General features: G+C 64.8%; 14 protein-coding genes. 3 read left to right on the forward strand and 11 right to left on the reverse strand.

Going from position 1 to position 17,601, the window contains the following annotated elements; translation table 11 throughout:
• Window positions 1–9: 9 nt before the first annotated feature.
• From QZ634_RS21115 to QZ634_RS21125, 3 genes are all read right to left on the reverse strand, one after another.
• Window positions 10–3,405 (reverse strand): transglutaminase family protein, encoded by a 3,396-nt coding sequence (locus QZ634_RS21115; RefSeq protein WP_291991430.1) that lies wholly within the window; start codon window positions 3,403–3,405, stop codon window positions 10–12.
• 100 nt (window positions 3,406–3,505) lie between these two features.
• The gene (locus QZ634_RS21120) at window positions 3,506–6,106 is read right to left on the reverse strand and encodes a [protein-PII] uridylyltransferase (RefSeq protein ID WP_291991431.1); all 2,601 of its coding nucleotides are present in this window, start codon (window positions 6,104–6,106) and stop codon (window positions 3,506–3,508) included.
• Window positions 6,107–6,464: 358 nt separating this feature from the next.
• Window positions 6,465–7,046, reverse strand: coding sequence for a DUF3365 domain-containing protein (locus tag QZ634_RS21125; RefSeq protein ID WP_291991432.1), 582 nt, complete (start codon window positions 7,044–7,046; stop codon window positions 6,465–6,467).
• A gap of 305 nt (window positions 7,047–7,351) precedes the next feature.
• On the opposite strand from QZ634_RS21125, the gene QZ634_RS21130 reads away from it, so the two are divergent.
• From QZ634_RS21130 to QZ634_RS21140, 3 genes are all read left to right on the forward strand, one after another.
• The gene (locus tag QZ634_RS21130; protein ID WP_291991433.1) at window positions 7,352–8,767 is read left to right on the forward strand and encodes a circularly permuted type 2 ATP-grasp protein; all 1,416 of its coding nucleotides are present in this window, start codon (window positions 7,352–7,354) and stop codon (window positions 8,765–8,767) included.
• An 18-nt stretch (window positions 8,768–8,785) separates the two neighbouring features.
• Window positions 8,786–9,718: an alpha-E domain-containing protein gene (locus tag QZ634_RS21135; protein WP_291991434.1), complete on the forward strand. Its 933-nt coding sequence runs from the start codon at window positions 8,786–8,788 to the stop codon at window positions 9,716–9,718.
• A 173-nt stretch (window positions 9,719–9,891) separates the two neighbouring features.
• The gene (locus tag QZ634_RS21140) at window positions 9,892–10,245 is read left to right on the forward strand and encodes a heavy metal-binding domain-containing protein (protein ID WP_291864566.1); all 354 of its coding nucleotides are present in this window, start codon (window positions 9,892–9,894) and stop codon (window positions 10,243–10,245) included.
• A gap of 88 nt (window positions 10,246–10,333) precedes the next feature.
• On the opposite strand, the gene QZ634_RS21145 is transcribed toward QZ634_RS21140, so the two are convergent.
• The 8 genes from QZ634_RS21145 to QZ634_RS21180 all read right to left on the reverse strand — a co-directional run bounded on the left by QZ634_RS21145 (window position 10,334) and on the right by QZ634_RS21180 (window position 17,393).
• Window positions 10,334–12,988, reverse strand: coding sequence for an AAA family ATPase (locus tag QZ634_RS21145; protein WP_291991435.1), 2,655 nt, complete (start codon window positions 12,986–12,988; stop codon window positions 10,334–10,336).
• On the reverse strand, window positions 12,985–14,172 hold the full coding sequence (locus tag QZ634_RS21150) for a DNA repair exonuclease (RefSeq protein ID WP_291991436.1): 1,188 nt from the start codon (window positions 14,170–14,172) through the stop codon (window positions 12,985–12,987). Before QZ634_RS21150 ends, QZ634_RS21145 begins: the two co-directional genes overlap by 4 nt.
• A 150-nt stretch (window positions 14,173–14,322) precedes the next feature.
• Window positions 14,323–14,613 carry a DUF1330 domain-containing protein gene (locus QZ634_RS21155; protein ID WP_291991437.1) on the reverse strand — a complete coding sequence of 97 codons (291 nt, stop codon included), beginning with the start codon at window positions 14,611–14,613 and terminating at the stop codon, window positions 14,323–14,325.
• A gap of 37 nt (window positions 14,614–14,650) precedes the next feature.
• Complete coding sequence (locus tag QZ634_RS21160) at window positions 14,651–15,157, reverse strand: hypothetical protein (RefSeq protein WP_291991438.1); 507 nt, start codon at window positions 15,155–15,157, stop codon at window positions 14,651–14,653.
• A gap of 52 nt (window positions 15,158–15,209) precedes the next feature.
• The gene (locus tag QZ634_RS21165; protein ID WP_291991439.1) at window positions 15,210–15,368 is read right to left on the reverse strand and encodes a hypothetical protein; all 159 of its coding nucleotides are present in this window, start codon (window positions 15,366–15,368) and stop codon (window positions 15,210–15,212) included.
• A 182-nt stretch (window positions 15,369–15,550) separates the two neighbouring features.
• Window positions 15,551–16,012, reverse strand: a complete 462-nt coding sequence (locus QZ634_RS21170) for a YccF domain-containing protein (protein WP_291991440.1) — start codon at window positions 16,010–16,012, stop codon at window positions 15,551–15,553.
• Between the two features lie 103 nt (window positions 16,013–16,115).
• A complete protein-coding gene (locus tag QZ634_RS21175; protein WP_291991441.1) occupies window positions 16,116–17,003 on the reverse strand; it encodes an HDOD domain-containing protein in 888 nt (295 codons plus the stop codon).
• 162 nt (window positions 17,004–17,165) lie between these two features.
• Window positions 17,166–17,393, reverse strand: a complete 228-nt coding sequence (locus QZ634_RS21180) for a zinc ribbon domain-containing protein (protein WP_291991442.1) — start codon at window positions 17,391–17,393, stop codon at window positions 17,166–17,168.
• Window positions 17,394–17,601 lie beyond the last annotated feature (208 nt).

Consider the following 17,601-nt stretch of genomic DNA (forward strand, 5'->3'; position numbering starts at 1 on the left):
CAGCTGGTTTCAGGAGCGCCGCAAGTCTAGCGTAAACGGGAAGCCAGTATTGTGCGGTGCTGCTTGCCCCTCGATCGCGCCGGGCGTATGACCGAAAGCCGTGAAGCGTGCCAGACGGCGCCCCTCGGCCTCGTTGGCGTTGACCGGGTAACGATCGGGGTTGCGACCGCCGGGATGCTCGACATGGTATTGGCAGCCGGCGAGCGAGCGCTTCATCCAGGTGTCGACCAGGTCGAAAACCAGAGGCACGTGCACGCCGATCGTCGGATGCAGTGCCGAGGGCGGGTTCCAGGCACGGTAGCGAACGCCGGCGACATACTCGCCGACCTTGCCGGTCGACCGCAGCGGCACCGTGTGGCCGTTGCAGGCGAGGACATAGCGGTCACTGGCCATGCCGGTCAGCTTCACCTGCAGGCGTTCGAGCGAGGAGTCTACGTAGCGCGCCGTGCCGCCGATCGCGCCCTGTTCGCCCATTACGTGCCAGGGTTCGAGCGCATGGCGCAATTCCAGCTCCATGCCCAATGCCGAAATACGGCCATGCGCCGGGAAGCGGAATTCGAAATGCGGCGCGAACCACGCACTGTCGAGCGCATAGCCGGCGCCGCCGAGGTCGGCGATGACGTCGTCGAAGTCCTGCTTCACGAAGTGCGGCAGCATGAAGCGATCGTGCAGTTCGGTACCCCAGCGGACCAGTCGCCCGGGTGCGTAGGGCGTGCGCCAGAAGTGGGCGATCAGCGCCCGCAACAGCAGTTGCTGGGCCAGCGACATGCGCGCGTGCGGGGGCATTTCAAAGGCCCGCATTTCGAGCAAGCCGAGCCGGCCGGTGGCGCCGTCAGGCGAGTACAGCTTGTCGATGCAGAACTCGGCGCGATGGGTATTGCCGGTCGAGTCGATGAGCAGATTGCGCAGCGCCCTGTCGATGACCCAGGGGGCGACGCATTCGCTGGCGTCGGCGGTCGCCCTGGGCAACTGACTGAAGGCGATCTCCAATTCGTATACCGAATCGTTGCGCGCCTCGTCGACGCGCGGCGACTGGCTGGTCGGGCCGATGAACAGGCCCGAGAACAGATAGGAGAGCGATGGATGGTTGTGCCAGTAGCTGATCAGGCTGCGCAACAGATCAGGCCGGCGCAGGAAAGGTGAGTCGAGCGTCGTTGCGCCACCAAAGACGAAGTGGTTGCCGCCGCCCGTACCGGTGTGGCGGCCGTCGAGCATGAATTTCTCGGTACACAGGCGCGACAGGTGGGCGGCGTCGTAGAGATGCGTCGTGCGGGCGACGAGTTCATCCCAGGTGGCTGACGGCTGGATGTTGACCTCGATCACGCCGGGATCCGGGGTGACCCGGAAGTTGGTCAGGCGCGGATCGCTGGGCGGCTCGTAGCCTTCGACGATGACCGGCGAGGCGAGCGCTTCGGCGGTCGCTTCGACGGCGCCAATCAGTTCGAGATAGTCGTCGAGCGTCTCGGTTGGCGGCATGAAAATGTAAAGCACACCATCGCGGGCCTGCGCCGAAACCGAGGTCCGGGTGACCAGAGTCGCCGACTCGCCGTCTCCCGGTGAGGTTTCATCAGCGCAGTCGGGAGCCTCGGCGGTGCGGGCAAGCGCCTCCGCGACGCCTTCCCGTGCCTTCTCGGCAAAGGCTGCACCGCTCACCGCGGCGTTGACGGCCGGTAGTCCGAGGCTGCGGCTGATGGCGAACTGCGCGCGAATGTCGCTGGCCGGGCGCAGCGCCGGGAAAGTCTGCGTTGGGTCGGGAGCGTGCACGTAGGGATAGTCCGCTTTCGCCACCCAGGGCTGCGAATCGAGCGGCAGTCGATAGCCGACCGGCGAGTCGCCGGGGACCAGGTAGCAGCGCCCGCCGCGCAGGTACCACGGGCCGCTTTGCCAGCCCCCCTGCGGACGGGCCTTCAGCGGCAGCACGTGACCGACGACCTGATCGAGCCCCTGGCGGAAAACCTGGGCCAGGCGCTTGCGTTCCAGCGCATCGTCGAGGCGGGCGTCGAAGGGGTCTACGTTGACCGGCAGCCGGTCTTCTCGCCACAGGTGATAGTAGACGTCCTCGTAGGCGGCAAAGACATACTTCGGGTCGATTGCCAGGTGCTCGGCGAGTCGGTGCAGGAAGCGCCCGGCAAGTTCTTCGTCGGCACCGTAGTCCTGGTTTTCGTTGGCGTAGAGGGCCGGATTGCTCCAAAGTGGCTGCCCGTCGCGTCGCCAGAAACAGTTCAGAGACCAGCGCGGCAATTGCTCTCCCGGGTACCACTTGCCCTGGCCGAAGTGCTGCAGTCCGTGCACGGCATACTTTTCCTGCAAACGGCGAAAGATCTCCGCGGCGCGAACCCTTTTCGTCGGGCCGAGCGCTTCGGTGTTCCATTCCGGGCCGTCGTGGTCGTCGATCGAGACGAAAGTTGGTTCGCCACCCATGGTCAGGCGGACGTCATCACGGACGAGGTCGGCGTCAATCTGATGGCCGAGAGCCTCGATCTGCTGCCACTGCGCGTCGCTGTACGGGCGGGTCACCCGGGGTGCTTCCCAGACACGTTCGATCTGCATGTGGTGCTCGAACTGGCATTCGCATTTCTCGGTCAGGCCGGTGATCGGCGACGCAGAAGAGGGCTGCGGCGAACAGGCGAGTGGAATGTGCCCTTCGCCAGCGAACAGACCCGAGGTCGGGTCGAGGCCAATCCAGCCGGCTCCGGGCAGGTACACCTCGCACCAGGCGTGCAGATCGGTGAAGTCGTGATCGGTTCCCGAAGGCCCATCGAGCGACTTTACGTCGGGTACCAGCTGGATCAGGTAGCCGGAAACAAAGCGCGCCGCCAGGCCGAGATTGCGCAGCACCTGGACCAGCAACCAGGCCGAGTCGCGGCACGAGCCGAGCGCCAGTCCAAGCGTTTCCTCGGGCGTCTGCACGCCCGCCTCGAGGCGGATGACGTAACCGACCTTGCCCTGCACCTGCTGGTTGAGAGCGACCAGGAAATCGACGCTGGCGCGCGGCTCCCTGGGGACGGTGGCGAGAAAGTCAGCCAGCAATGGGGTCAGCGGCAAGGGCGCGAGATAAGGTTCGAGCTCTTCGCGCTGCCAGGCCTCGTACTTGAACGGAAATGTCGCGGCGTAGGGCTCGGGAAAGAAGTCGAAGGGGTTGATCACCGACATCTCGGCCACCAGATCGACTTCAATGCAAAACTCGCTGGTTTTCTTGGGGAATACCAGGCGCGCCAGATAGTTGGCCTGCGGGTCCTGCTGCCAGTTGATGAAGTGCTGCGCCGGCGTCACTTTCAGCGAGTAGCTCAGGATAGGGGTGCGCGAATGCGGAGCCGGCCGCAAGCGGACAACCTGCGGTGCCAGGCTGATCGGGCGGTCATAGCGATAATGTGTGACGTGGTTGAGGGCAACATGAATGGACACGATCAGCTCCAGGACAGAGGCGGGGAAAGTTCAAGAAAGGCGGCATGCACCGTGGCGCCGCGTTGGCGGCGGACACGGTTGAGGACGGGCAGCGGGGGCGTCAAATCTGCAACTCCTTGAGCAGATCAGCCTCCAGTTTGACACGCCCTGCGCTGTCCTCTAGATGGCTGCCGCTGATCAGGAAAGTGTCTTCGACACGTTCGCCGAGCGTGGCAATCTTGGCGGTATGCAGATTGGCGCCATGGGCTGCCAGTTGCGTTGCGATGATGAACAGCAAACCGGGGCGATCGGCAGCGACGACCGTGAGCACGAAGAGCTTTCCGGTCTCGTCGGGTTCGAGGCTGACCAGCGGCTGGATCGTTACCTGCGGCTGCAGCGGGAAGTGCCTGACCTGACGCGAGACGCGTCCACCGCCGGGTATGTCGGCCGGCGATGCCCCGGAAAGGCGTTCGAGCAGTTCGTGCTCGATGTAACTGATCATTTCGCGATTGCTGCCACGATCACCGACATCGAGCAGGACGAATGTGTCGAGGGCGTAGCCATCACGGGTGGTGTGGATCTTGGCATCGACGATGCTGTAGGCCGCGCGGCTGAAGAAGCCGACCAGGCGTACGAACAGGTCGCGCTGGTCGTGCGTGTAAACCATCACCTCGAGGCCGCCCCCGAGGGGGCTGAGGCGCGCCTTGACCAGCGGCTTGTCGGCGTGCCGGTGGTCGTAGAGGACGCGCGCGTGCCAGGCTATTTCCTCGGCCGACTGGCGGAGGAAATACACTGTGTCGACCTGTTCCCAGAGGCGTTCATGGATCGTTTCGGGAAGTGCGAAGAAGCGCATCAGGCGCCGCGCTTCCTGTTGTCGCTGAACAATGACTCCCTCGGCCATTGGCGGTGCCTCGCTCGACAGCAGGTGTCGCCGGCTGGCGCTGAACAGTTGTTCGAGCAACTGGCCCTTCCACGCATTCCAGACTTTGGGGCTGGTGCCGCGGATGTCGGCGACGGTCAACAGATAGAGGGCGACGAGATGCCGTTCGTCGCCGATGATGGCGGCGAATCGAGAAATCACGGCCGGGTCGGAGATGTCCTGCTTTTGCGCTGTTCGGGACATCAGCAGGTGCTGGCCGACCAGCCAGACGACCAGCTCGCCTTCCTCTTCGGCCAGACCGTGGAGCGAGCAGAACTGCCGCGCATCGGCCTCCCCGAGTTCCGAGTGATCGCCACCGCGCCCTTTGGCGATGTCATGAAAGAGCGCGGCGATGTACAGCACCCAGGGATTGCCGAAGTCGCTGATCAGGCGGCTGCAGAGCGGGTATTCGTGCGCGAATTCTTCCATCGTGAACCGCCTTAGTCGGCGTATCACCTGCAGAATGTGTTGATCAACGGTGTACACGTGAAACAGGTCGTGCTGCATCTGCCCGACAACGCGTCCGAAGTTCGGCAGGTAGCGACCGAGGACACCCAGCTGGTTCATCCGTCGCAAGGTCTGCGTCAGGCGATGACCGTAGGTGAATAGCTCGAGAAAATGAGTACGGTTGGCCGGCTGCTGCCGGAAATCATCATCGATCAGGGTGCGGGCTCGCCACAGGGCGCGCTGCGCACGGGCGGTCATGCCGTGCAGGCCCGCGTGTTGCTGGAGGAGCAGAAAAGCCTCGAGGATGGCCTGCGGGGCGTCGCTGAAGACGTCTTCGTGCACCACGTCGAGCAATTCGTGCGCATTCTGGAAACGTTCGTTGATCGGCTGCGGTGGTTCTTGCCGCGGGGGCACGAGCGCGGCGCCGATGTTCTGGAGCAGGATGGCGTTGATCTGCAGTACCGTTTTCGCTCGCCGGTAGTACAGCTGCATCAGTTGCTCGCTGGCTCGGCGGGCGTCCGTGGCCATGAAGCCGAGCTGCTCGGCCAGTGCTGTCTGGTACTCGAAGAGCAGGCGATCTTCACGGCGGCCGGCGAGCAGGTGCAGGCGCGTGCGCAGCCCGCGCAGGAAGGCCTCGCTGTCTTCCAGAAGCTTCTCCTCGTCTGGCGTGATGAAGCCACGTTGTGCGAGGTCCTTCCAGCACCGGCCATAGCCGGCCGCTTGCGTGATCCACAGAATCGCCTGTAGGTCGCGCAGGCCCCCCGGCCCTTCCTTGCAGTTCGCCTCCAGGCTGTACGGTGTGTCGGCGAATCGCTGGTGACGGTCCTCCTGTTCGATTCGTTTGTTCTGGAAAAAATCGGCAGCGTTCATGTCGCGGTTTATGCGCAGCGAGAAGTCGGCGAAAAGTGGCGCGCTGCCGATCAACAGGCGCGCTTCGATCATCGCCGTGCGCACGGTGATGTTTCCGGCGGCCTGCTCCAGGCACTGCTCGATGGTGCGCACGCTGTGGCCGGTGTCCAGGCCGATGTCCCAGAGCAGGCAGACCAGGTGTTCGAGCTTTGTGGACAGGGCGTCGTCGGCTTGCTCAGGGAGCAGAATCAAGAGGTCGATGTCGGAAGCCGGGTACAGTTCGCCTCTTCCGTAACCACCGACGGCAAGCAGCGCCAGCGTGGGCGGCAGGTTCAGCCCGTACCAGAGCTCGCGGAGGACCTCGTCGATCGAGTGGCAGCGCTCGTGGAGCAGGTGGAGAGCGTCTCCCGTGGCCAGGAACTGCTCACCGATCGCCCTTTGACCGTCCTGGAGGCGCTTCTTGAAGGCGCTGATAAGCGCGCCCGGCGTGCCGCTATCGGCGCTCATCGCTCTTGCCCGGTGGACCTGGGCGAGCGCGCAGGCCAGGGAAAAATCGTCGCTGTTCTCATCTCGTCTTTCGCTAATCAGGGTGGCCCGCCAGGGCCTGGCTTTAGCGCGATCAGTGCGATCAGCGCGGCTAGCGCAGCCCAACTGGCGCGGCACAAGCCCTGATGTACCTGTAAGCAAAATTCGTGCGAGGATTTCCGGCGCCCGCCGTTGGCGGGTCAGGAACGATCTTCATTGGGCGACGGCGCGGGCGACCTGAAGCGCGATCTCCGCGCGGCACCCTGCACAAAACGCCTGCCCGGTTGGCGACGAAGCTCGGCCGCATCGCTGCCGCGGTCTGAATGACGCCTTCCTTGGCTTACAGTGGCCGCGTCACAGACAAGGCGCCGCGTATCTCGCCAGCGACGTAGCCGGTGGCGCGATCATGCGGGTAGTCTTTGGCCAGGGCGGCCCTGAGTTCGGGTGGCAGTGAATCAGCGGGGCCGTGACAGGTCTGGCACACCTCGATGGCCGGCAGTGCTTTCATGTAGCGGAACTGGCGTTGTCCGTTGCCGGTAACCACGATCTCGCCGACTTCCAGGTGCTGCAGTTCGGCCCCGTTGGCCGCCTGGATGTTGAATTCAGCCAGCTGTCGCGCCTCCCAGGCGTCAGGGGTGCCCGTCGTCGCGTTGCGCGCCTTAAGGCTGACGCGGTGGATAGCCCAGCCGGTTTGCTGTCGCATTTCCTGCAGCAATTGCGGTGCTTTTTCCTTGCAGATGGAGATGGCAGCAACCGGGCCCTGTTCCTGAACTGCTGTCTGCATTGCCTGCACCACCTTTGGCAGGACCGGCGTTGCCGTCTTGCGCGTTTCGCTCATCAGTGCCGCAGTATCCTGCGCGTGGACGGCCTGCGTGGCAGTGGCGAGTGATAGGGCAAGAACTGCTGCGGTGGACACTTTCATGATCGCTCCCGGTTTACTATAAGAAAGCGCTAATATACTACAGCGGGTCTGCGTCAGCCACCCTGATGCTTGCCCGGCGGCGTGATCACCCTGTGTAATCCAGGCCTTCACCCATTCTGCGGCGGCGCCCGAGTGACCCCGTGTTGGCCCGCCATGCACCGTAACGGTGCGTTAAAGAGCGTTTCGCGCACCTTTCGCTGGCGTCTCCCGCGCCTCTTTGCGTGGCCTCGCCCCGCTTGAGGCTTATTTGTCGTTTGGCACGGTTTCTGCTTGTCAAATCTTAACCCACACTGGCGGTGAGCCTCATGAATGCAGATTTCTACAACGAGATGTACGATGCCGACGGAAACTTGCGCGCTCATTACGAGGGTTTCGCGGACTGGTTGTCAGCGACCTCGCCCGAGCGCCTGGCGAGCAAACGGGCCGAGGCCGACACGGCATTTCATCGCCTGGGCATCACCTTCGCCGTCTACGGTGAGAAGTCCGGTACCGAGCGCCTGATTCCCTTTGACATCATCCCGCGCATCATTCCGGCGACCGAGTGGACGGCCCTGCAGGCCGGCTTGTGGCAACGGGTCAAAGCCCTGAACGCCTTTCTGCACGACATTTACCATGATCAGGAAATTCTCGGCGCCGGCCACATTCCGGCCGAGCAGGTACTGAACAACGCCCAGTTCCGGCGCGAGATGATCGGCGTCGACCTGCCGGCTGGAATCTACGCCCACATCGCGGGTGTCGATATCGTGCGTGCCGGGGCGGGCGAGTCCTACGTTCTCGAAGACAACCTGCGCGTGCCGTCCGGCGTCTCGTACATGCTCGAAGACCGCAAGATGATGATGCGCCTTTTTCCCGAGCTCTTCTCGCGGCACATGATTGCGCCGGTGCAGCACTATCCCGACATGCTGCTGGAAAACCTGCGCACCGTGGCACCGAGAGGGGTCAGTGACCCGACGGTCGTGGTCTTGACCCCCGGCGCGTATAACAGCGCCTACTTCGAACACAGCTTCCTGGCTCAGCAGATGGGAGTCGAACTCGTCGAGGGGCGCGATCTCTTCGTCAAGGAGCAGACAGTTTTCATGCGCACGACGCAGGGCCCGCAGCGAGTCGACGTGATCTACCGCCGGATCGACGATGACTTCCTTGATCCGCTGGCGTTCAACAAGGAATCGATGCTTGGTGTCCCAGGCCTGCTCGGCGCCTATCAGGCGGGTAACGTCAATCTGGCCAACGCCATTGGCGCCGGTGTCGCCGACGACAAGTCGATCTACCCCTACGTCCCGGAGATGATCCGCTTCTATCTTGGCGAGGAGCCGACCCTGCACAATGTTCCCACGTGGATGCTGCGCAAGCCCGACGATCTCAAGTATGTACTGGCGCACTTGCCGGAACTGGTGGTCAAGGAAGTGCATGGTGCCGGCGGCTATGGGATGCTGGTCGGGCCGGCGTCGACCAAGGCCGAGATCGAGGACTTCCGCGCGCGCATTCTTGCCGCTCCGGAGAAATACATTGCCCAGCCGACACTGGCCCTGTCCAACTGCCCGACCTTTGTCGAGTCGGGCGTCGCTCCGCGGCACCTCGATCTGCGCCCCTTTGTGCTCTCCGGGAAGAGCGTCGGCATGGTACCTGGCGGCCTGACCCGGGTCGCGCTGCGCGAGGGTTCGCTGGTGGTGAACTCCTCGCAGGGTGGTGGTACCAAGGACACCTGGGTGTTGGAGAACTGAGATGGATGGAGAATCGAGATGTTGAGCCGCACCGCTGATCACCTTTACTGGCTGGCGCGTTGTACCGAGCGCGCCGAGAATATGGCTCGCCTGCTCGATGCCTCGTACCAGATGTCGATGGTGCCGCAGCCGCTCGCCGTGCAGAACGAGACCTGGCGGGCGATTCTTGCCCTGAACAGCCAGGAGGAGGCTTTTGCCCAGGCCTATGACGCAGTCAATGCGGAAAACGTCCTGCGCTTTACCGTCGTCGATGCGGCCAACCCGTCGTCGATATACAGTTGCCTGCGCGCTGCCCGCGAGAACGCGCATGCCGTACGCGGCACGCTGACCGCCGAAGTGTGGGAGACGGTCAATGCGACCTGGATCGAACTCCGTCAGCAGGACGTCGATCAGATTCTGGCGCGCGGCGTCAGCGAGTTCTTCGACTGGGTCAAGCTGCGTTCGGCGCTCACTCGCGGGGTGACCTTCGGCACCATGCTCAGGGACGACGCCGTGCATTTCATCCGCCTCGGAGGTCTGCTCGAGCGCGGCGACAACACCGCGCGCATTCTCGACATGCAATATCACATCCTGCGCAACGGCGACGAGGGGGCGAGTGACTTCTATCGCTGGGGGGCCCTGTTGCGCTCGCTGTCGGCGTTTCAGGTCTACCGCAAGGTGTATCGTGACGCGATCACGCCCGCCCGCGTCGCCGAACTCCTGATCCTGCGCAAGGACCTGCCGCGTTCGCTGCATTCGTGCGCCGATGGCATTGCTCGCATGCTGCCCCTGATTGCCAATAGCGCTTCGGCAGAGACCCAGCGCAAGGCTGGCTTGCTGCATGCCAAGTTGCACTTCGCGCGTATAGACGACGTGCTCGCCGGAGGGCTCCATGAGTACCTGACCGATTTCATGGATTGCATCTATGAAATCGGCGCTGGCATCAGCCACGACTTCCTGCTTCCCGCCTGAGGCGTCGATCGTCGGCTGCCACATCGCGTTTCATCGGCGCTCCGCGGTCGGTGATGGACATTTGATCGCCGCGCCGGATACGTGCAAGATTCGCCACGGGGGTGAGGGAGGCGTACGTCGTGCGCTCTCTTGCCGTGCCGACGCAACAGTGCAGCATCGACCAAGGAGGAGGCATGGGTTGGTTTTCGAAGGCGGACCGGAATTTCTTTCTCGCTACCGTGGTACCGGGCACGGACAGCGTGCGCATCGAGAAGTATCTGGGTGTCGTGAATGGCGAGGCTATCATCGGCGCCAACATTTTCCGGGATCTGTTCTCGTCGGTTCGCGACGTCGTGGGTGGTCGTGCCGGCGGCTACGAGCGCGCCCTTTCCGGCGCCCGCGATGCCGCGCTCGACGACATGATCGAGGCGGCGAAGGAAATGGGTGCCAACGGTATTGTCGGACTCGATTTTGACTACGAAGTGCTCGGAGAGTCCAACGGCATGCTGATGGTCGCGGTCAGTGGAACGGCGGTGCGCATGGCTTGACGGCGCATGCAATGGCGGCGCGTGGAAAGTCGTGCCCTTGTCGTCTGCCGGGCAGGGGCGGCAATTGCTGGCTTCGCCTGGTGCCGGCTCAGCTCTCTGCCCGCAACGCCTCCAGCGACCGGGCGCTCACGCCGAGGTCGCGCCAGTTGGCCGGATGACAGGTAAACAGCAGGATCTGGTGCCGCGTCGCGGCGTCGAAGAGCACCCGTTTCATTTGCGCCAGGCGCTCGTCGTCGCTATGCACCAACGCATCGTCAAGGATTATCAGCGTTGGACGCCCGGCTTCCCTTAGCAGGTCGGCGTAGGCCAGGCGGCTGATGACGCCCATCTGCTCGCGGGCGCCGAAGCTCAGGCTTGCGAAGGCGCCCGACTCGCTGCCGCTGCTGCCCACGCGCGTCAGCGGGCCGGGCCCGAGGTTCTCGTCGATTTCCAGGCTGGCCTGCGCGAAGAGCAACTGCAGGTAGCGGTTGAGGTGCTTTTGCAGGGGTGCCTGCAGCTTGCTGGTCAGCACGCGGCGCTTGTCGCGCAGCAGTTGCAGGAGATAGTCAAGGGCGCTGGCGCGCCGCCGCAGTTCTTCGCCGCGCCGCTGCGCCTGCGCCAGGTCGCGCGCCAGCTCGGCGCTGCGCTCTTCCAGCCCTTGTGCGCCCGCCGCCTGCAATTCGACGTCCAGGCGCAGTAGCGTGTCGCGGCGCTCGCCAAAGCGCTTCTCGTGTTGTTCGGCGCTCCTGCCGAAGCGCTCGACGTCCTGCTTGAGGATGTCGGGCCGCGCTTCGCTGACCTCTTGCTGCAGGGCTGCGATGCGCGCAGACAGCGTTGTCCGCTCGGCGAGCGCGTCCACCAGATCGTGATTTGCCGTCGCCTCGCGTGGCGCACGGTCGGGCGCATCGAGGACCGCCTGGGCACTTTCCAGCTCGCGCCTGGCCGCGGCGAAGCTTGTCTGGGCGTTGGCGGCTGCCAGCTGCGCCTGGTGCAGGTTGTCGTTGATCTGCGTCAGCGATCTCCCCGCGGCTTCTTCGCCGGCTTCCGCGGCGACCACCGGCGGCACGGCGGGCGCGCCGTCGACTGTCGTCGGCATTTGGCGCAACGCCGCTTCGATCTCGCCGCCCCGTGCCTGCTGGCTGGCCAGTTCGCTGCGCAGCGCGTCGACCCCCTTGGGGGCCAGCGCTTTCAGCGTCGCGGTCGCTGTCCTGACTTCGCCAAGTCGCTCGGCGTAGGTCCGCTGACGGGCTTCTGCTTCGTCCAGAGAGGCGAGTCCCAGGCGCTGCAGTGCGGCGGCATGGCGGTCGCCGAGTTCGCTTTCCTGGCGCCCGAGTTGCGCGAGGTCGCTGCCACCGGGGGCAATCTCGAGCTTGCCAAGTCCGGGAAGCGTGACTGCCGTCGCCGCGAGCAACAGTCGCTCGCCATTGCCGCTCACCGACTCGCCGCCGATCGCCAAGCTGCAACCGTCGTCCAGCGCGAAGTGCAGCCGGGTTGCCGCAGCCGCCTGGCGGATTTGCAGTTCCCTGATCTTTCGTTGCTGCTCGCGCAGCGTTTCGAGGTCGGTGAGCTCGATCTCCGCCGCGGCGGCCAGGCGTTGCCGTTCCAGCAACGTGGCCTGTTCACCCTCGGCCTTGGCCAGCGCGGCCGCGGCGCTGGCCGCTTTCTGCCCGATCTCGTCGCGCTGGCGTGTCAGGCTGCGGCGCGTATCTTCCTGGCGCGCCAGGCGCAGCACTTCGCGCGCCGCCTGGTAAGCGGCGCTCGCCTCGACGCGCTTCGCCAACCACTGCGCGACCAGCGAGGCGCTTGCCGACTGCTCCTGGCGGGCTTTGTCTAGCGCTGTCGCGCGCGTCTCGGCCGCCTGTCTCTGGCCAGCAAAGCTGTCGAGCTGGCCGCGGAGCAGCTTGATCCGTTCTTCGCACTGGCTCGCGCGCAGCTTCTCGGCGGCGTGTGTTTCTTCTATGCGCGCGATGGCAGCAAGTTTTTCGGTCGCCGTCTGCTGCTCCTGGCGGAAGTGCAGCCACGGCTTTTCCTTTTCGTCGAGGCGGTGTTCGCGGCGCAGCGAGCTGAGCGTATCGACCTTCTGACGGTAGCTGGCGATCTCGGCGGCGATCGACTCGAGATCGCTCGCCAGCGCCGCTTCGTGCTTGATGGCTGCGGCGTAGGCGCCGCGTGGCGCGCCGGTCGCCGGGGTAAGCAGCTCGTTGCGCGCGCTTTCGACGCTGGCGATCACTTCGTCGCCGCCGCTGCTGGCGACTTCGCCGAGCGACTCGTTCAAGGCGCTGCGCAGATGGTCGGTGGCGTGGGTCACCGACTCCCGCACCTCCTGTGCTTCGCCCTGCTGGATCCACAACAGGCCGGGGATACCCCAATGCTCGGCGGTGCTGGCGCCGCGCCCGGCGTAGCGAAAGCCGAGCAGGTCGGCGAGATGGTCTTCGGCGTCGGCGCCGTCCAGGCGCTGGCTGCCGACTTGCAGTGCACAGCGTTTCTTGCCGAGAAAGCTCTTGCTCAGGCGGTAGCCCTGGTTGCCGACGGTAAAGTCGACCTCGACGCTGGGCGTCGCCGACGAATCGCCCCAGGGGCGGAAGTCGTCGACGCTGCTCGAGCGATGGCGTTCGAAGAAGGCGGCGCGCAACGCCGCAACGACGGTGCTCTTGCCCGCTTCGTTGGCGCCGGTGAACAGGTTGATGCCGGCGTCGAGGGCGCGTATTTCCAGTGCCTGCCGGAACTGCCGGAACTGCTCGATGCGTATGCGGGTGAGCTTCACGAGGCACCGCCAGGAGTGGCGCCCGCGGCGCTTGCGCTGCTCTCCGTGCTGACCGCGTCGATTCCCGTTGCGGCCTTTCTTTGTCGCTGGTCAAGGATTCCGGCGAGCAGAGTCAGCGCTTCGCGGGCGACTTCCGCGCTACTTCCCTGTTGCCGTGTGCGCAGCTCGTCAATGACCTCGCCGAGATAGCCGTCGGTGCGCAGGGCTTCGATGTCGTCGGCGGTCATTTCGAGGCGCAGCGCGGTGAAGTCGGTGAGCAGAGCAAGAACGCGGCCCTCGGCTTGTCCGATCGCTTCGCGCAGGCGGCGGTGGCCGGCCAGATCGGTCTGCCCGGAGACGGTCAAGTGCACGACGTCGTCGGTGGAAAACTCGCCAATACGCTGCAGCGCCAGCTCGACGTCGCTGTTCACCTGCAGCACCAGGGCCTCGGATCGCCAGCGATGTCGTCCGACGCCGAGTGGCGTCACCACAGGCAGTGATTGCGCTGCGGCCAGTTCGACGAGCAGCGCCTGGCCAGACTGGTTGGCCCGGAAACGATCGCTTTCCGGCGTGCCGCTGTACCAGGTTCGCGCGTCCACCTGGCGCGTGCCGTGCCAGTCGCCAAGCGCCAGGTAGTCGAGGCCCGCCTGCTCGGCGCGCCCGGCGGCGATCGGGTTGGGCGAGTCGATGCTGTCGGCGAGGATTCCCTGGACGCTGCCATGCGCCAGGCCGATGCGCAGCATCCCCGGTGGGGTCACGGCACTGGCAAACCATTCGCTGAGATCGTTGAAGGTGTTGCGCTGGGTCAGCGGCGCCGGCAGGATGGCGACGCCGAGCGCTTCCAGAAGCAGGGGCTCGGGCGCCAGGCACAGCGAGACGTTGCCGGGAATCGCCTGCAGGCGTGCGGCGCGCGTCCACACCGATTCCGCGAGCGCGGCGTCGTGGTTCCCTGGCAGCACGACCCAGCGACCCGAAAAACCGGCCATGGCGTTGAACAGGCGGCGGATGGTCCGGTCGGCAACGCCCTGCGCGTCGAAAACGTCGCCGGCGACCACGACCAGATCAAGGGCCTGCTCGCCGGCCAGCGCCGCCAGGCGCTCGACGGCCCTGAAGCGCGCGTCGGCGAGCAGTGCCGCCTGGTCGGGCTCGAACTGGCCGAAGAGCTTGCCGATCTGCCAGTCGGCAGTGTGCATCAGTCTGAGCAAGCGGCATCCTCGATCTTGTCGGCAGGCTTGCCAGCAATCGTCCTGGCGTTCGTTCGCCTTACGGACATCGTGACTGGGCTTCGAAGGGGCGGCGTAGCGTTGCCATTCGGGCACGCCGGGGCCTCTCTGCCAGGGCGCACCGGTGCACGCCTAAGTGACGGCAAACAGGGTCAGCTTCATCGCCCGACTGCGGACGGCAAGCAGCTCCTGGTAGTCGGCACTGGCGGCCCACTGCGTCGCATCCTCCAGCGTTGGAAACTCAAGCTCGACAAAAGCGTCGAAAGCGTCGCCGTCGAGTTCGTTCCAGAACGAGTGCGCCAGCTTCCCCCGATAACTGACCTGGCCCCTGAACCTCGTCACCGTCGCGCCGACTCGGCTGCGGTAGTCTTCGAATGCGGCCGGGTCGAGCTGTTTGATCAAGCCGACGAGTTTGACGGTCACTGCCTGCCTCCCTGAGCCTGGGCGGGCCGGCAGGACATCAGCGGTCCGGGCGGCGAAAGCCATTGTCGATCCAGGCGCTGGCGCTGCCCATGCTGAGCTTGAAGCTCGGCAGCACGCGCACCTGCGCCAGTTGTTCGCCGAAATCGTCGCTGGCGCCGAGCAGGGCATGCGGATCGTATTCGTCGGGAACGATGTCCAGCGTCACCGTGATCCGCCCGGACGGCGCGTCGACCGTGATGCTCTTGTGGTACAGCGCATGCAGCTGCTGCTCGTGGCGGCGCAGCACTTCCGCTGCCGTCTTCACCAGGGTGTGGAACGTCGCGCCGTCGAGCGGCTTGGGATTCTTCTTGTCGCGGCCCATGGTCCATGGTCCGACCAGCGCGGGCTCTGATTCGCCGTCCTTGAACATCTCCACGGCCCATCCGTCGCCGTCCTCGTTCTTGATGACGCGGGCGGTCCAGCCGTTGTTGATCCACAGGCGCGGCGAGTTCACCGCGCCGGGCACCTTGGCTTCGCCTTCTTCCTGGCTTTCGTTCCTTGTCATGGCTGAATTCTATCCCGCCATGGCGCGTGGCGCGACACAGGGCAGGTCGCGGCTACTTCTTGCCGTCCTTGTTCTGCGCGGCGGCGGCGCGGCTCTTGGCGTCCTGCTCGGTGGCGCTCGGTTGGTCGCCGAGTATGCTCTTCAGCGGACAGATTTTGAAGGCTGGGCACTTCTGGCAACCAGCGACGATGGCAATCGGGCAAACGGTCACGGTCGTTCCTTTCGATGATCGGGAAAGAAAAGAGTATGAGCGTGATGGCGACGAGAAACTAGGGCGCGGCGCCTAAAGTGCGTGATTGGCGGTCAAGCCTGCTTCCCATCCCGGGCGTCGCTTCGCCGAGCGGCAGATTTCAGCGGCTCAAGGAAACCTCCGGGCCTGCTATTCGGACGGCTTCACGCCTCGCGACGAAGCTGGACCACTGCCCCTTGCGCATTGCTCGCTCGGGCGGCTTGCGCGACTTCACTGGTGACGATCGTCTTACCGATCGGCGCGAGCGCAATGCCGGCAAGCTTCAGGTGCTGAATGGCGAACGGGATGCCGATGATCGTCAGCACGCACGCCAGCGCAGCGGCGAGGTGGCCAATTGCCAGCCATAGCCCGGCAAAGACAAACCAGATGACGTTGCCGACCAGCCCGAGCACACCGGTGCCGATGTCCTCTTGCTGATTGAGCTCGTGTCGACTGATCGCTTCCCTGCCGAATGGAAAGAACGAGAATTGACCGATCACGAAGCTCGCCCTGGCCCACGGGATGCCGACGATGGTCAGCAGGGCGATCAGGCCTGCCAGCCACCAGGCGAGGCCCACGACCAGGCCTCCAAAGATGAACCAGAGAAAATTTCCGATGCTGCGCATTGCCTTGGCCTTTCCTTGGCGTCCCTTTTTCGTGGACGGTATTGTGCCGCAAGATCTCGCCCAATCTTCGCGTACGTCGCCTGTCGCCACCCTCGACCAACGGCTAGGCAAAGATGGTCTGCATCTCCCGAGCGTCGACTTCGATCGCCGGCAGCAGGTCAGCATAGCGCTCGCGAAAGGCTGCCGTTTCGCCGGCGTTCGGGTCGACGTCCTGATGCAGCCATTCAAAATGAGTGCCGGCCAGGATGTTGCCGACATAAACGATGTCGGCCAGCGTCTGTATCGCCGTCGACGCTGTCAGCGCTGGCCGTGGCTGATCGTGATCGATCGTCGCGTTGACGATCTCCTCGGGCATGCCGAGGGCGCCGAGCAGGGAGACGCCGATGCCTTCATGCCACTGCATGATCAGGAAGCGCATGCTCTCGGGGCGCGCGCACAACTCCGGGTACTGGACGGCCCGGTAGAGCATGTAGAAAGCACCGAGATCGTGGACCAGGCCGGCGAGCAGCGCTTCGTCCTGGCTGATGCGCGTCTGGGTGCGGGCAAGAATGCGCGTCGCCGCGGCGGTTTTCAGGGTGTGATTCCAGAGGGCGACGGTGAGGTCGCTGAAAATCGCGATGTCCTTGGAGCGCATGAGCTGGCGCATGGCGATGGCCAGAGCCGTGGTGCGCACCAGGTCGACGCCCAGGCGGGTGATCGCCGCCTTGAGATCGAGAGCCGGCGCGCCGTGGGCCTGGTAGAGGGCCGAATTGGCCAGCTGCAGCAGTTTGGTGGCCACCAGCGGCTCGAGGCTGACGATGCTGCTGATGCGCATGATGGGCAGATCGGGATTCTGCAGTTCCCGGCGCAGGCGGAAAGCGGCGTCGAAGCTGGTCGGAAAAACGACGTCGCCGGCAGCCAGTTCGTCGGCGATATCCTTGATCATCTGGAAGCGTTGGGCGCTCAGCGCTTGTCCATGCTTGTCGGCAACAGGCTCTCGGCTTGCAGTCATGACGGGGTGACTTGCTCCTCTGGTTCTTCGGTCCTGGGTCGGAAAGTGCCCGCTGGCTTCAACGACCAGGCGCAGGCAGGCGCGCGTAGTCGTCGCTGCCCAGTCTTCTCGGACGAGCGAGCGGCAAGCGGCCGATGACAGCGCAACGGACGGCGCACCCGCCTACTGGAAACGGCAGGCACCCGGGCCATCAGGGTGGCCACAACTTCCGCAAGGACCGGGCAGGTCGTTGGCGCCCGCAGTCGATCCGGTGAGCGCGGCAAAAGCGGACAGCTTCTTGCGCAGGTCGCTGCTCTGGCAGTCCGGGCACTCCGCGGCCGGCGAGGAGTGACGGACCAGCTTCTCGAACTCCTTGCCGCAGGCAGAACACGCATATTCGTAAATGGGCATGATTTTTCTACTCCGGAGTATTTCGCGATGATGCCTGAAAATCCGGCGCTTTGCGGGCTCCCTGTGGCATGCGGAGGAATCAGCACGGCAGGCGAGCCCGCGCCGGCGCATACTACTGCGGAACTGGAGCCAAGGGCGAGGGTCTCTGGCATATTCCTGCTCGCGGGAGTTCGACTTTCCGAGCGTGAGCACAGCGCGTCCTCGCTTG

It is taken from the genome of Candidatus Accumulibacter sp. ACC007, assembly GCF_907163205.1.
GTDB lineage: Bacteria > Pseudomonadota > Gammaproteobacteria > Burkholderiales > Rhodocyclaceae > Accumulibacter > Accumulibacter regalis.

What these genes read in the sequence shown, in the direction of transcription:
- QZ634_RS21180 (WP_291991442.1), bottom strand. Translation starts at nt 17,393, where the DNA reads ATGCCCATTTACGAATATGCGTGTTCTGCCTGCGGCAAGGAGTTCGAG.
- QZ634_RS21160 (WP_291991438.1), bottom strand. Translation starts at nt 15,157, where the DNA reads ATGACAAGGAACGAAAGCCAGGAAGAAGGCGAAGCCAAGGTGCCCGGC.
- QZ634_RS21125 (WP_291991432.1), bottom strand. Translation starts at nt 7,046, where the DNA reads ATGAAAGTGTCCACCGCAGCAGTTCTTGCCCTATCACTCGCCACTGCC.
- QZ634_RS21140 (WP_291864566.1), top strand. Translation starts at nt 9,892, where the DNA reads ATGGGTTGGTTTTCGAAGGCGGACCGGAATTTCTTTCTCGCTACCGTG.
- QZ634_RS21120 (WP_291991431.1), bottom strand. Translation starts at nt 6,106, where the DNA reads ATGAGCGCCGATAGCGGCACGCCGGGCGCGCTTATCAGCGCCTTCAAG.
- QZ634_RS21135 (WP_291991434.1), top strand. Translation starts at nt 8,786, where the DNA reads ATGTTGAGCCGCACCGCTGATCACCTTTACTGGCTGGCGCGTTGTACC.
- QZ634_RS21170 (WP_291991440.1), bottom strand. Translation starts at nt 16,012, where the DNA reads ATGCGCAGCATCGGAAATTTTCTCTGGTTCATCTTTGGAGGCCTGGTC.
- QZ634_RS21175 (WP_291991441.1), bottom strand. Translation starts at nt 17,003, where the DNA reads ATGACTGCAAGCCGAGAGCCTGTTGCCGACAAGCATGGACAAGCGCTG.
- QZ634_RS21130 (WP_291991433.1), top strand. Translation starts at nt 7,352, where the DNA reads ATGAATGCAGATTTCTACAACGAGATGTACGATGCCGACGGAAACTTG.